We start from the raw sequence: 12,996 nt of genomic DNA on the forward strand, positions 1-12,996 counted from the left end.
ACAAAAACCGGCAGGGGAAACCCTGCTAGTTTTTATAGTTCATACAAACCTCTTCAAGCTCTCTCGCAATCTCTTCCGTTTCCTCCCATGTGGAAGCAGAAGCTCCCGCAGCCATAGGATGTCCTCCTCCGTCATGCTTCACCGCTATTTCATTAATAATCGGTCCTTTAGAACGAAGTCTAACCCTGATAATATTGTCTTCTTCTACAAAGAACGCCCACGCTATTACACCCTCGATATCGCCTAACAACCCTACCAGCATACTAGTTTCTGAAGCCGTCACTTCAAAGTCTTCCAATACTCGCTTAGGTAATGCTACGGTAGAGCACCCAGCTTGGGTGACGGTGAAGTTCTGAAGTACGTACCCTTTAAGTTTAGCGACTTTAACAGGGGTTTTATATAGTTCATTATAAAGAGCTGGACGGTCAAATTCATAATTTACTAACTCTGCCGCATACGTCAGTGTTCTGTGAGTAGTACTCGGAAATAAAAAACGCCCGGTATCCCCTACAATACCCCCATAGATTAATCGGGCGGCTTGTTCATTTAAAGTAAATAATTCCTTACTCCACTGAGTGTACAAATGATAAATCATTTCACATGTGGAACTTGCCGTTGTATCCACCCATTGGATATCACCATATCGATCCACCTCTGGATGGTGGTCAATCTTTATGAGAAGATCCCCGTCTTTGTATCTTTGATCATCTATTCGTGCCTGATTAGCGGTATCACAAACAATTACCAATGCACCTTGATATGCTTCATCAGGGACAGAGTCCATCCTTGCAAAAAAATGTAAGGAAGGTTCTTCTTCCCCTGTAATTAAGATATTCTTATCAGGGAAACTTGCCTTAATCATCTCTGCTAGTCCTGCCTGGGAGCCATAAGCATCAGGATCAGGTCTTATGTGCCGATGGATAATAATAGTTGAATATTCTTTTATCGCTTCTGCAATAGCTTTTATACTCATTAACAAAACCCTCTCTATACTTAACCTTATATAATTAAATCATATATTTCTTTCGACAGGTAGCCATTTTAATGAAAACAAGCTACAATAAAGGAGAAAAAATTCTACTTCAGGAGTCGATACATTGTGATAATATTTCCTGTTCTAATTTTGGTGTCCTTAGTTCTTTACATTTATTACAAGGTTATGATCGTGAGGACCAAAGATCCTTTAACCCAAGATTATTTGAATAGTAAATCAAAAGTATTTTTAGGAAGTTTCATCTTCTTTTTTGGAATCAACCAATATATGTTTTATGAGACAAGACTTTCTTTATTTATTGGCATTCTATTTCTTGCACTTGGAGTTTTCCAAACTAAAGAAGGATGGAAGGCCGCAAAACATTACCGTAATGAATTTCAAAAACATCAGGCTAGTGTTCAATCTTAAATCAAAAGCCGCTGCTTAATTGCAGCGACTTTTTTTTATCGATCAATTAACTGAGCCATCAATAAAGCCTTTCCTACAATAGCTCCTTCATGGTGAACTTCTATGTCTACTTTAGCGAATTTACGACCTACTTCTAAGATATTAGGGGAAATAATGACTTCGCTTTCAATTTGTACGGGCTTTATAAAATAGACAGAAATATTTTCTACTACAAGATCTCCCTTTTTATATTTTCTTAACAGTCTGCTTGAGGATTCTGTTATCAGAGAAATAAACACCCCATAAGACATAGTGCCCAGTTGATTTGTCATTTGCGGAGTGACCATTGTTTTAAGTACATGTTCATCCTCTTCATTCTTAACAATTTCAAGTTGATTCGTGGCTAAATCATCAATCGTCTCTCCAACTTGCGGTTGTCTCTGAATCTGCTGCAAAGCTTTCAGTACATCCTGGCGGGATATAATTCCCTGCAATTTATGAGAAGGATCCACAACTGGCATTAATTCAATCCCTTCCCAAACCATCACGTGAGCAGCGTTTGCTAAAGAGGTTCTTACATGGACGGTCATCGGGTTCCGAGTCATAACTTTGTCAATTCTCATGGAACTGTCTTTTCCAATAACATCTTTAGACGTAACTATTCCGACCACTCGATTATGTTTATCTACGACTGGATACCGGCTGTGCTTTGTCTCGTTATTAAACACGTGCCATTTTTCCACTTGATCATCTACCATAAGAAACTTAGTTTCTTGAAAAGAAGTATAAATATCATCAATTAAAACAATTTCTTTTTTTATTAATTGATCATAAATCGCACGGTTAATCATTGTAGCTACTGTAAACGTATCGTAGCTGGTGGAAATAACAGGAAGTTCTTTCTCGTCTGCTAATTGCTTCACTTGATCGGTTGTATCAAAACCTCCAGTTATGAGGACAGCTGCACCTTCTTTGATAGCTAATTCATGTGCATTGGTCCTATTCCCCACAATTAGCAGAGAGCCCGCCTCTGTATAACGCATCATTGCATCGAGCTTCATGGCTCCGATAACGAATTTACTTAACGTCTTATAGAGCCCTTCTCTACCACCAAGTACCTGACCATCCACAATATTCAGAATCTCTGCGAAGGTGAGTCGTTCAATATCCTCCTTTTTTTTCTTTTCAATTCGAATGGTGCCAACCCGCTCCATGGTACTAACTAAATTTTGATTTTCAGCCTCTTTAATTGCACGGTATGCTGTTCCCTCACTAACATTCAGGGCTTTAGCGATACGCCGGACGGAAATTTTACTTCCGACCTCTAATGTTTCAATATACTCCAGAATCTGTTCATGTTTTGTAGCCATACGCCCACCATTCTTTCTAACTGTACTAATTAATAATCTTGTTATTGTTATTATACAAGTGATACAGTTACTTCGCAATTTCTGTAGGGATATGATTTAGTTTTATAAAAAAACCTTCCGTCTATCATAGACGGAAGGCTGCATTTAGTTGATATTAAAGGTCTAAAGTGTCTCCAGGTTCGAGAGCCATTCCTTTGCCGGGCTTCACTTGATCAGCGAAACCTTTCCCGTCCTGATTAATCAATTCAAAAGTGTTGTAGTGAATAGGAACCACCTGTTTAGCCTGCAGCCATTCTGCAGCGGTCAGGGCATCGTCAGGACCCATAGTAAAATTATCACCAATTGGCAGGAAAGCAAGGTCGATGTTATTACGTTCTCCTATCATTTTCATATCAGAGAATAGACCTGTATCGCCTGCATGGAAAATAGTTTTTCCTTCAATCGTTAAGAGGATGCCTGTTGGCATTCCGGTATAAACAATTGTTCCATCTTCTTCTGTATAGGATGAACCATGAAACGCCTGAGTAAATTTCACATGACCAAAGTCAAACTCATGACCTCCCCCTATATACATTGGGTGGGCGTTTAACCCTTTGTTTCCAAGGTAAGTAGCGAGCTCAAACGGAGCAACAATTTGGCAATTATTGCGTTTCGCAATCTCGAAGGTGTCTCCTACGTGATCATTGTGACCATGTGTGAGTAAAATGACATCCGGGCTCACTTCATCTGCATTAAGATCTGTGTTTCCATTTTCAGAAATAAACGGATCAATTAAAATCGTTTTACCATTTGCTTCTACCTTTACTACAGAATGTCCATGATAAGATACTTTCACTTTACCACTCCTTAATCATTATTTTTCCTCTTTTAATAGTTTTGCCAGGCACTTTCATACTTTTGTATTAAATGAGGATCTATTAATGTATTTGGCTTTAAGGGGACAACTTCCCCTTCACGGTTTACGATTTCCCGGTCTTCATCTTTTCCAAACACTGTCATAGACTTTAACACTTCATCTGTTAGAAATTTTGTTTCTGCTTGAATAGAAATCTCTCCAACTTTGATTGGCTCCCTGCTTGCCATAACAAATCCCCAGTTTCCGAAACTTGGGATATCCACATGAAAATTGGCTGTATGTAATCCAGTCGATTCTATTGTTTTACTTATCGTCCAGTAAACGCTGGGAGCGAAAACAGGACTGGTGGCCTGAACCATCGCTGTACCCCCAGGCTCCAGATGATTTCGAAGCAATGAATAAAACTCTCTAGTGTAAAGTTTATTTAAACTCTCATTATTGGGGTCTGGCAAGTCGGAAATAATAATGTCATACCAATCCTCAGACTCTTCTAAGAATTCGAAAGCATCTTCATTTCGTACCTGAACACGTTCATCTGATAGCGCCCCTTGGTTTAATTGTAATAAATGATAATTATTCTTCGCTAACGTTGTTACCGCAGGATCTAAATCCACTACCGTAATATTTTTGATTTTGTCATACTTTAATAATTCCTTCACGGCAATTCCATCTCCCCCGCCAAGGACGAGTACATTTTCCTTAGTTTCTGCATTAGCAACAGGGGGATGGATCAGCGTTTCGTGGTAGCGGTATTCATCCGATGAACTAAATTGCAGCGAACCATTTAAATATAAACGAGTGTCTCCCTGCTCTTTTGTCACGACTATTTTTTGATAGGCACTTTCCTCCATGTGAATAATTGGATCTTTATATAACTTCTGTTCGAAGGAAAACGCTAATTCTTCCCCGAAGAATAAACCACCAATTAAAAGAATCGCAATAAAAACAGCTGCACTTGTGTGAAGAACTAAGCGTTTAATTTCGGATCTAAATAAATATAATACTACTAAAGCTACCGATAAATTGATACAGGCTACAAAAAAGGCGCTTTTAACCATACCCATTTGTGGCCGCAGATAGAAGGCAAATAACAATCCTCCTATTAGCCCTCCTGCATAATCAGAAAACAACACTCTAGCTGTACTCCGGTTCAGTTCTACTCCAATTTCATTAGCTTTTCGAATTAATATCGGCAGTTCAAGACCAGTCAATCCCCCGATGGTAAAAGTAATAAGATACAAAAACAACGCATCCGTACCTGAGGGAGCGAATGCCGTCATCCCAAACATAGTAAAGCTTGAAAAACCACCTATAAGTGCCACCATGAATTCAATCCATATAAACGTAATAATCAGGTTTTTCATAACACGCTCACTGATACTAGCCCCCACACCCATGCCAGTTAGAAATAAACTGATGGTCAGGGTGTACTGTTTCACCCCATCTCCAAGGATATAGGAGCCAAGTGCTCCGAACAGCACCTCAAATATAATTCCACATATAGAAACGATTCCTGAAGCCCAATAGATTAGATGACTTTTTCTCTTGCCGTTTGTATCCAAATTTGTTCACTCCAACCCGTAAATTTCGGACTCTGATGTTATCCCTCAAAAAAGCCACTATGCTGGTACTCATAGTGGCTTCCCTATATCCCATTTTTCTCTATGTAATTGACGCTCCAATTACAAAAGCAAGACCTATGGACACACCCATCGAAATGATGCCTACTGCCGTATTATTAGCTTTAAGTTGAGTTTCAACTGAGAATTTACGAGTGAGCATTTCAAATAATAGATAAGCAATCATTTGAAGGATGACTCCATAAGCGCCCCAAATTAGTGTATCCCAAACGGTAAAGCTGTGATAAATAGCAAACGAAAGAACTATACAAATCCCAATAATCTTCCCAGATATGGACATGGCTATAGCCTGGTTGCCTTTTTTTACTTCATCCCAGTCTTTATACTGTCGTGTTAACCATTCAAATACTAAAAGTCCAATCAATACTACTATTACAGCAATAACAAAATATCCCAATGTAGCTAAAAACGGTTCCATGCTGATTACCTCCTTTATTTTCCTGTTCCTGGCCCTCCACCGCGAGTTGAAGACCCACGAAGAGACCCTGAAGTTCCTGTATTATAATTTCCGTACATCCCGTATCCGCCATAGCAGTTCCCTGATTGTCTGCATGTATTGCTTCTTCGGTTATACCAGTCGTTTGAACCCAACATTCGGTTTAACAGGATAGCCGTGAACATCCCATTAAAGAAACCTGGTGAATAATGGTTTCTAACAAATTGATCAGAAGCCAGTTCAATAGTTATAACGTCTGGTTCTTCTTTACTATCTTGAATAATTACAAAGTGGTCCGTATAAACGAGTGCTTGCTTATCCTCCTGTCTTTCACTGATTTCTTCGGGCGTTATAGCACCAGATAAAGCATCCGCTACTTCTGTAAGAGTCAATTCTCTGGTCATGTATATGCGTGAAGTAGTTCCCTGGTCAGATCGTACAGTGTCCAATAAAGGAAAGTTTTCTTGGATTAAATCTTCAATTGAATCCGCTTCCGAATTTTCAATTTTATTTAAAATTTCAGAACGGTCAGGTTCACTCGGCAGTTCTCCATATGTATCTTCTATATTTGATCCTGATATACCTCTCATTGGGTTCCCATTTCCAAAAACGTTAAACAAAAGAACGATTGCTATTATACCAACAACAAATATACCTCCATATTCTCTCAATGCAGCTCCTCCCCTCTTTTGAAAATATCCGTGCCTGACGAGGAGTCAGGCACGGAGTATCATTTGCATACTGGTTATTCTTTATTCATCTTCTTCTTTAATTCTTCCAGTTCGTTATCTACACTGTCATTATTATTCAATTCTTCAAACTCGTCATCGAGGGAGCGGCTTTCAGAAGACATATCTTCGCTAGTTTCAGCTTCTGCTTCATGCTGCATAACCTTCTCTTCCATGCGCTCAAAGCCTTGACGAGACTCGTCCCCGCCGATATTGGACATAGTACGATTCATCTTCGTACGAGTCTTCGCGGATTCTGCACGCGCTTTAAGTGAATCTTTTTTCAGTTTCATTTCCTGATATTCTTTCTTCATTTCGTCCAATTTTTGGCGCAAATTACTGGAATCAGTTTGCGCACGCTCCCAGGACGCTTTTAGTTGCTCGGCCTGGTCCTGGTGATTCTTTTTATCTTCAAGAGCACGGCGGGCTAAATCTTCGTTTCCTGCTTCAATAGCTTGCTCAGCCTGCTGCATGCGTTTATCTACAATTGCCTGGGCATCATCATACTTGCGCTTCAGCATTTTCTCATTGGCAATTTGTTTAGCAACTGCACTTTCCGCTTCGCGGATATCGTTTTCCATATCTCTCATAAATTGGTCCAGCATCTTCACAGGATCTTCTGCTTTATCAAGCATCGAATTTAACTCTGAACCCACTACTGTTTTAACACGTTTGAAAAATTTAAACATTTAAAATTCCTCCTTCATTATTTGGAACCAGCAATTATTTTAATCTCATAAGCTTCAATATCATAACCGTAACTTACTTCTACTTCACTACCCCATTCTTCTAGACTCAGATAAGTTTCTTCATCATCTGAAAGATAATCAGCGTAATGAGTAGTTCGTCCATTAATATTCTTACTTCTGCCTTCCCCTGTAACCCGCGCTTCGCCTTCTTCATCTTTATTATAGGTTTTTCCATCATATTGAAGCTGTTTTGGAAAAGGGGTGGATACCGGCAGCTTAATCGTTTCATACATGCCAAGCTCAAGCTCATCATCCATTTCCGCCGAAAGCCATTTAGTAGACTGGCCCTCTAACAACTGATAAGCAAACCACTCATATGACCCGTCCCGGTAAGTGATCTTACCCACTACCTCATAATCGACAAGATCGTATGAGAGAATATCGCCTATCTGAATATTCAGTACGGTTCGTTCCTCAACTTCAGGAGCTTGCTTCTTTTGGTTGGAAAACAATCTAGAAAAGAATCCCAAATACTCACCTCACCTTTCTATATGACCCTGTGTACTTCTATTTACGTGCCTGAATACCCTTTGGTTTCACTTTTTAAAAATTTTTCTCTTATTATCGTATCAGACTTTTGATCTAAATGCCTGCTTAGCGCATTTCTCCAATATTATTTTTTTCATTTTTTTCCCTTATTCATATCTTTGAAAATTGAAAATGTCGCGTATAATCAAAATTCAAATAATTTATAAAGGAGTGGAAATATATGAAGGTTTTAGAACAAGCGAGTAACTTTGTAGGGAAAACCTTTGCAATCTGGGTGTTACTGTTTGCGGTATTATCATTTTTTATTCCATCAGGTTTCACATGGATCGCTCCCTATATTGTGCCTTTATTAGGGATCATTATGTTCGGAATGGGACTTACTTTATCTAAAAAAGACTTTCAGGAAGTATTTAAAAGACCCAAGGATGTGGCCATAGGAGTAGGAGCACAATTTATACTTATGCCGTTGCTCGCTTTCTTCCTTGTCACAATTCTCCCAGTGTCTACAGAAGTAGCCGTTGGAGTTATTCTAGTAGGATGCTGTCCTGGAGGAACTTCTTCAAACGTGATGACATATTTATCTAAAGGAGACACAGCTCTGTCTGTTTCTATCACTGCTGTATCTACCTTGCTCGCTCCAATATTTACGCCTTTTCTAGTATGGCTGTTTGCCAGTCAATGGCTGCCGGTGTCAGCAGGGGATCTATTTCTATCAATCTTACAGATTGTCCTTTTCCCAATTCTTCTGGGACTTGGAGTGAAAGCTTTACTTGGCAGAAAAGTAGAGGCAGGAATAAAGGCCCTTCCACTCGTATCGGTAATCGCTATTGTGGCTATTGTAGCGGCCGTCGTCAGTGTCAATCAAGTTCAAATTGCTGAAACGGGTGCAGTCATTTTTGCGATCGTGGTCCTTCATAATGCACTAGGATATTTAACAGGATATCTATTAGGAAAAATCTTCAATATGGAACCTGCTAAGAAACGAGCAGTTTCGATAGAAGTCGGCATGCAGAATTCCGGTCTTGGTGCTTCTTTGGCCGCCGTTCACTTCAGCCCTCTTGCTGCCGTTCCAAGTGCGATTTTCAGTGTATGGCACAACATATCCGGACCAATTATAGCTACCTTTTTCCGAAAGCAAAAAGAGAGAAGTCGCAAGAACAAAGAAACAAAAACCATGCATTCAGCCTCTTAAGAGAAAATATTTGATAAGGTACCAGCAACTTTTTCCATAACCACATTATTAAACTAAAGGGCCGATTAGTTGAAGACTCAGTTTCGAGATATTGTGTGGAGAAAGGGGCTCCTGGGAACGGCTCGCTTTCCGCGGGCATGTGCTGAGCTTCCTCGGGCTTAACAGCCCTGCGGGATCTCACCGATCATGTTCATCCCGCAGGAGTCTTCACCGTTCCCTTCCGCCCCTTTACGATTATGGGGAGCACGAACCTTTACGTAATGGCCTTCATATGAGGAAGAATAACCTATATGATTAACGCTAAATACAGAGTCTATCAAAGGTATAAGCGGCGCTATAGAAGCGTTTAAGACGATTAAAGCTTCCTGCTTTTTCTACTGCCAGGGTCCGTTCATGTGAAATGGCTGGGGTGGCGGAGGAAACGACGAGACTCCCGCGGGAGAAGGAGCTAGGCGAGACCCCGCAGGGAGTGAAACGAGCGAGGAGACTTGCCAGTTCCCCCGCAGGAAAGCGAGTTGTTTCCGCAGCCATCCCTTCTCTATATTAAGTAACGGACCCGATTTATCTCGAAATCAAGTCTTCAACAAACGGGAGCTTATCTTTAACAGGGACTATGATGAAAAAATAATCAACATAGAAGAAGCGAAGGGAGCATTATCCCTTCGCTTCTTTTTCGTTTATTTACTGATGAATTAAATCTTTCGCATCCGCATATTCGAGCCCCTGGGCTTCAGCAACGGCAAGGTAAGTAACGTAACCTTCAAGTGTATTTATTCCTTTAAAGAGAGACTCATTCTCCTGGCAGGCTTTTTTATACCCTTTATTAGCTAACTGTAAGGCATAAGGAACGGTTACATTCGTCAATCCAATAGTTGATGTTCTAGGAACAGCTCCTGGCATATTAGCCACAGCGTAATGGAGCACACCATGTCTTTCATAAGTAGGATTATCGTGTGTAGTAATTCGATCCGTTGTTTCAAAGATACCGCCTTGATCAATAGCAACGTCTACGATAACGGATCCTTCCTTCATCGATTTAACCATATCTTCAGTGACCAGTTTCGGAGCCTTAGCCCCGGGTATGAGCACCGCTCCAATTACCAGATCAGACTCTGCCAATGATTCTTGAAGATTTAAGGGGTTCGACATCAGAGTATTAATATCCGATCCGAAAATATCATCCAACTGCCTTAATCTTTCCGGGTTTAAATCAATAATAGTAACATCCGCACCAAGGCCCATGGCAATCTTTGCCGCATTAGTTCCGACAACACCGCCTCCAATAACTGTTACTCGACCTCTACGTACTCCTGGAATTCCACCGAGAAGAATGCCTTTACCGCCATGAGAGCTTTCCAGAAATTGAGCTCCAATTTGAGAAGCCATTCTTCCAGCTACCTCACTCATAGGGGTAAGAAGCGGCAGAGATCCATTGGGGGCCTGCACCGTTTCATAGGCAATCGCAATTACTTTTTTCTTAACTAAAGCTTTCGTAAGTTCAGGCTCAGGTGCCAGGTGCAAGTAAGTAAATAATATAAGACCATCAAAGAAATATTCATACTCTTCAGGAAGTGGTTCTTTAACCTTCATCACCATTTGCTGACTCCATGCTTCCTTGGCAGAATATACAATGCTTGCTCCCGCTTCTTTGTATTGAGCATCAGTAAAACTTGAGCCAGCTCCTGCATTAGTTTCTACAAAAACTTCATGACCTGCATTGGTCAAAGTTACAACTCCTGCGGGTGTCATCGCTACTCGGTTTTCATTATTTTTAATTTCTCTTGGCACTCCAATTTTCAAGGCCGTTCAACCTCCTATTCCATTCTCTCTATTTATCGATTTCCACTATAACATGATTATTCAATAGAAAGTAGATGTTTATTTTGTAAGCCCTTTCATTGTAACAAAACAGTACGCCAATGGTTACCTTTTATCAAATGTTGAAATATTCAGTTTTCTACCTGTGCCTGTGGATCACATCGACACCGCCTGTAACCTCAAATATAGTTCCCGTTATCATATCCGAATCTTTATGACATAAGAAATCAATAGTGCGGGCTATATCCTCCCCCGTTCCCGGTCGTCCAATCGGAGTACAATCATCCTTGGTTTTTCGACCATTCTCAATTGAGGATTCTTTCCACTCACCCACAATATTTCCAGGACACACCATATTAGAAGTAATACCGTGTTCAGCTTCTTCGTAAGCGACCGTTTTTGTAAGAGATACAAGACCAACTTTTGCAGCAGCAAATGCAGACCGATAAATCCAGCCAGAAGCCGAACCGGCTCCTTGAAAACCATAATTAATAATTCGTCCAAAGCATTGCGCTCGCATGTAAGGAACCGTCAGTTTCATTAAATGGAAAACGGCATCAAGATTTCCTTTGACCATAGAGTTCCACTCTTCCGTAGAATAATCCATCAATTTTTTACGTTCAAATATATAAGGTCCTGCATTATTAATTAAATAATCAATTCTTCCAAACCTTTGAATGGTTTCTTGAATCAACGTCTGTAAATCCTGTAGTTCTGTAACATCAGCTTTCACGATATGGATCTTGTCCTTCTTTTCCGGGAATTCATCATACAACGTCATGGCTGATTTTTTATCATTTAAATAAGTGACCGTCACTGAAATGTTTTTTTCAATAAACTGCTCCGTAACTTTCCTGCCCAAACCTTTAGATCCAGCAGTTATAATCGCATGCCTCATTGTCAATCCCCCCATTGAACTCCCATTGATCTTTGACTTCCCTACTATTTATTTACAAGGCCTCCTGCCTTAGGTACAATAAAATGCGGCAGAGAGGACGTGGATGAAATGAAGGCAGCTGCCTCACGTAAAGAGTTAATTGAAACAATCGGTTTAGAAGCGGTGCCCAAAATAAGACAAAATACGTCATGGTATCGCTTTGCATTTATCCAAATTGCCGTAGCGGCTAACGCAGGAAACTTTCTCGTACCTGCCCTGGCCGTGCTGGAAGGCGGTTTATCCTTTTGGAACGGTGTTCTTACAACATGTCTTGGAGCAATTTTGGGTTTTTTGTTTGTCTCTTATTTATCGTTACCCGGAGCTCGTTTAGGAATCCCTGCGCAATATGCCATACGCACCATTCTCGGAGTGCAGGGAGCCCGATTTCTTTCATCTCCTATTCGAAGTATAACCTCTCTCTATTGGTTTAGCGTACAGACCATAGGCGGTACATATGTCATTCAGCAGCTTTTCATTAGGATGACAGGTCAAGAGGTGCCTTTTTTACTGTTCTCAATCCCTTTATCTATCCTGATGGTAATCCTCGCTATAATAGGTTTTGATGCTGTAAAAAAAGCCACCACTTACTTTCTTCCTTTTCTTTTACTTGGAGAGTTTATAATTTTATATATATACTTTACTACAAATCATGGGGAGACCGCATGGTTTACATTCCAACTGGAACCTATTCAGGGTTCCATAACTACTATGTTTTTCTACGCCAGCTTGGCTTTTGTACAATACGTCTCTGGCGTAAGTGCTTCAGCTGATATGACACGCTATGCAAAAACACCGGCTCACGGGTTCTGGGGATTGCTTATAGGAAATGGAATCGGCTTCTTTATTACCGCCTTAATCGGGTGTGCATCCGCCTATTTATTCCATGATATTAACCCTTATGTATCTTCAAGCGGTCAAACAAATTCCCCTGTTATTATTGGCGTAATCACGTTAACCGCAGTAGTGTCCATGATTTCGATTAACATTAGCAATGCTTATACCGGAGGATATAGTTTATTAAATACTTTCAGCCGTCTGACTCGTGTTCAAAGTGCGGTTCTGTTTGGATTCCTTGGGGTCTTATTAAGTGGCTTCCCTTCCCTGGTCAATGAAGCTGAATCTTATATTTCATTACTCGGAGGTTTGATCATACCCATTTCTGCAGTCATTTCTGGTGATTATCTAATCGTTAAACGGCTGCATCTGGATCAGAAAGCTATTGAGCAGTTAACTAAAACGTCAAGTATTAACCCGTATGCTTTGATTTTTATCATACTTGGAAGCTTCATGTATTTCATTTTTCCTGACAACTGGTCGCCTGGGTTTATCACATTTACAATATTAATGGTTACCTATCCCTGGTTTATGAGACATAAGTCGTGGGGCTAGTAAGATCAGTA

At 40.3% G+C, this 12,996-nt stretch carries 13 protein-coding genes; 3 read left to right on the forward strand and 10 right to left on the reverse strand.

Annotated features, from left to right (window positions below; translation table 11 throughout):
• Nucleotides 1–25 precede the first annotated feature (25 nt).
• Nucleotides 26–973, reverse strand: a complete 948-nt coding sequence (locus LCM11_RS04290; protein WP_224892995.1) for a DHH family phosphoesterase — start codon at nt 971–973, stop codon at nt 26–28.
• Between the two features lie 126 nt (nt 974–1,099).
• On the opposite strand from LCM11_RS04290, the gene LCM11_RS04295 reads away from it, so the two are divergent.
• A complete protein-coding gene (locus LCM11_RS04295) occupies nt 1,100–1,402 on the forward strand; it encodes a YtpI family protein (protein ID WP_224892996.1) in 303 nt (100 codons plus the stop codon).
• A gap of 35 nt (nt 1,403–1,437) precedes the next feature.
• On the opposite strand, the gene LCM11_RS04300 is transcribed toward LCM11_RS04295, so the two are convergent.
• The 7 genes from LCM11_RS04300 to LCM11_RS04330 all read right to left on the reverse strand — a co-directional run bounded on the left by LCM11_RS04300 (nt 1,438) and on the right by LCM11_RS04330 (nt 7,630).
• Complete coding sequence (locus LCM11_RS04300; protein ID WP_224892997.1) at nt 1,438–2,751, reverse strand: DRTGG domain-containing protein; 1,314 nt, start codon at nt 2,749–2,751, stop codon at nt 1,438–1,440.
• 154 nt (nt 2,752–2,905) lie between these two features.
• Nucleotides 2,906–3,586, reverse strand: a complete 681-nt coding sequence (locus tag LCM11_RS04305; RefSeq protein WP_224892998.1) for a metal-dependent hydrolase — start codon at nt 3,584–3,586, stop codon at nt 2,906–2,908.
• Nucleotides 3,587–3,618: 32 nt separating this feature from the next.
• Nucleotides 3,619–5,169, reverse strand: coding sequence for a polyamine aminopropyltransferase (locus LCM11_RS04310; RefSeq protein ID WP_224892999.1), 1,551 nt, complete (start codon nt 5,167–5,169; stop codon nt 3,619–3,621).
• Nucleotides 5,170–5,269: 100 nt separating this feature from the next.
• Nucleotides 5,270–5,665 carry a DUF350 domain-containing protein gene (locus LCM11_RS04315; protein WP_224893000.1) on the reverse strand — a complete coding sequence of 132 codons (396 nt, stop codon included), beginning with the start codon at nt 5,663–5,665 and terminating at the stop codon, nt 5,270–5,272.
• 14 nt (nt 5,666–5,679) lie between these two features.
• Complete coding sequence (locus tag LCM11_RS04320) at nt 5,680–6,354, reverse strand: DUF4247 domain-containing protein (protein WP_224893001.1); 675 nt, start codon at nt 6,352–6,354, stop codon at nt 5,680–5,682.
• Between the two features lie 74 nt (nt 6,355–6,428).
• A complete protein-coding gene (locus LCM11_RS04325) occupies nt 6,429–7,100 on the reverse strand; it encodes a PspA/IM30 family protein (RefSeq protein WP_224893002.1) in 672 nt (223 codons plus the stop codon).
• A 17-nt stretch (nt 7,101–7,117) separates the two neighbouring features.
• Complete coding sequence (locus tag LCM11_RS04330) at nt 7,118–7,630, reverse strand: DUF4178 domain-containing protein (protein WP_224893003.1); 513 nt, start codon at nt 7,628–7,630, stop codon at nt 7,118–7,120.
• 239 nt (nt 7,631–7,869) lie between these two features.
• On the opposite strand from LCM11_RS04330, the gene LCM11_RS04335 reads away from it, so the two are divergent.
• Nucleotides 7,870–8,841 (forward strand): bile acid:sodium symporter family protein, encoded by a 972-nt coding sequence (locus LCM11_RS04335; RefSeq protein ID WP_224893004.1) that lies wholly within the window; start codon nt 7,870–7,872, stop codon nt 8,839–8,841.
• Nucleotides 8,842–9,522: 681 nt separating this feature from the next.
• Here the strand turns inward: LCM11_RS04335 and ald are convergent.
• Nucleotides 9,523–10,641 carry an alanine dehydrogenase gene (gene ald / locus LCM11_RS04340; protein WP_224893005.1) on the reverse strand — a complete coding sequence of 373 codons (1,119 nt, stop codon included), beginning with the start codon at nt 10,639–10,641 and terminating at the stop codon, nt 9,523–9,525.
• A 157-nt stretch (nt 10,642–10,798) separates the two neighbouring features.
• Complete coding sequence (locus LCM11_RS04345; RefSeq protein ID WP_318246135.1) at nt 10,799–11,557, reverse strand: SDR family oxidoreductase; 759 nt, start codon at nt 11,555–11,557, stop codon at nt 10,799–10,801.
• 108 nt (nt 11,558–11,665) lie between these two features.
• On the opposite strand from LCM11_RS04345, the gene LCM11_RS04350 reads away from it, so the two are divergent.
• Nucleotides 11,666–12,985, forward strand: a complete 1,320-nt coding sequence (locus LCM11_RS04350) for a purine-cytosine permease family protein (RefSeq protein WP_224893007.1) — start codon at nt 11,666–11,668, stop codon at nt 12,983–12,985.
• Nucleotides 12,986–12,996 lie beyond the last annotated feature (11 nt).

This window comes from Halobacillus halophilus (assembly GCF_020171985.1).
Classification (GTDB): Bacteria; Bacillota; Bacilli; order Bacillales; family Halobacillaceae; genus Halobacillus; species Halobacillus halophilus_A.

Coding starts and splice junctions, on each gene's coding strand:
- LCM11_RS04290 (WP_224892995.1), bottom strand. CDS start 973: ATGAGTATAAAAGCTATTGCAGAAGCGATAAAAGAATATTCAACTATT.
- LCM11_RS04300 (WP_224892997.1), bottom strand. CDS start 2,751: ATGGCTACAAAACATGAACAGATTCTGGAGTATATTGAAACATTAGAG.
- LCM11_RS04315 (WP_224893000.1), bottom strand. CDS start 5,665: ATGGAACCGTTTTTAGCTACATTGGGATATTTTGTTATTGCTGTAATA.
- LCM11_RS04325 (WP_224893002.1), bottom strand. CDS start 7,100: ATGTTTAAATTTTTCAAACGTGTTAAAACAGTAGTGGGTTCAGAGTTA.
- LCM11_RS04335 (WP_224893004.1), top strand. CDS start 7,870: ATGAAGGTTTTAGAACAAGCGAGTAACTTTGTAGGGAAAACCTTTGCA.
- LCM11_RS04345 (WP_318246135.1), bottom strand. CDS start 11,557: ATGAGGCATGCGATTATAACTGCTGGATCTAAAGGTTTGGGCAGGAAA.
- LCM11_RS04350 (WP_224893007.1), top strand. CDS start 11,666: ATGAAGGCAGCTGCCTCACGTAAAGAGTTAATTGAAACAATCGGTTTA.